Annotated in this window: 2 protein-coding genes; both read left to right on the top strand. The window is 65.2% G+C overall.

The window, feature by feature from the left end; genetic code table 11:
- The coding region (locus tag L972_RS09385) for an ABC transporter substrate-binding protein (protein WP_047437790.1) at nucleotides 1-662 on the top strand (662 nt) is incomplete at its 5' end.
- Nucleotides 659-941 (top strand): iron chelate uptake ABC transporter family permease subunit (locus L972_RS20760; protein ID WP_047437792.1); only part of this gene is annotated, 283 nt, incomplete at its 3' end. The genes L972_RS09385 and L972_RS20760, both read left to right, overlap by 4 nt.

Genomic DNA, 941 nt, shown 5'->3' on the forward strand with positions numbered 1-941 from the left:
GCACCCAGCCCAACCGCGAGCTGCTGGCGGAGCTCAAACCCGATCGCATCCTCATCTCGCCGCTGGCGGCCCCGCTGGCGCCAACTCTTTCCCGCATCGCGCCGGTGAGCACCATCGCCCTCTATGATGGGCAAACCGATCTGTGGCAGAGACTGCACGAGGTGACCCTGACCCTCGCCCGTATGGTGGGCAAAACCGCCGAGGGCGAACGGCTGCTGGCCGGGCTGGATCGGGATCTTGCCAGTATGCAGGCCGGATTGCCTGCGGATCTGCCGCCCCTGCTGGTGGTGCAGTTTATCGATGAGCGCCATGTGCGGGTGTTTGGTCGCCACAGCCTGTTCGATGCGGTGATGACGCGGCTTGGGCTGCGTAATGGCTGGCAGGAGCAGACCAATGACTGGGGTTTCTCGGTGGTCAGCATCGAGCAGTTTATGACCTTGCCAACCGCGCGGCTGGTGGTGGTCGATCCCATCCCGGTAGGGGTGAGCGAACGGCTGCAGGAGCCTGGTCTGTGGCAGCATCTGCCGCTGGTACGCCAAGCTCCCGTGCTGCATCTGCCTGCGGTCTGGAGTTTTGGCGGCGTACTTGCCGCCCGCCGTTTCGCCGGTCTGCTCAGTGATGCATTGTTGCAAGATGCCGAGCGTATGGAGGCTGGTCGATGAAGCGACTGCTCACATCGCCGCTGCTGCGGCCGGTCTCGATCCTGCTGGGGTTGACCCTCTTGCTCGCGTATTGGGAGCTGGCTCGCCAGATGCCTGGTGCGCTCTGGTGGCAGAGCCTCTTCACCCCCAATCTGGATGACGTCAGCCAAGCAGTGGTGCATTTCAGCTGGCTGCCCCGCTTGGCTGTCACCCTGCTGGCCGGGGCGGCGCTCGGGCTGGCGGGCACCCTGATGCAGCAGGTGCTGCGCAACCCGCTCGCGTCACCGACCCCCTTGGGGG

This window comes from Aeromonas sp. ZOR0001, assembly GCF_000801015.1.
Classification (GTDB): domain Bacteria; phylum Pseudomonadota; class Gammaproteobacteria; order Enterobacterales; family Aeromonadaceae; genus Aeromonas; species Aeromonas veronii.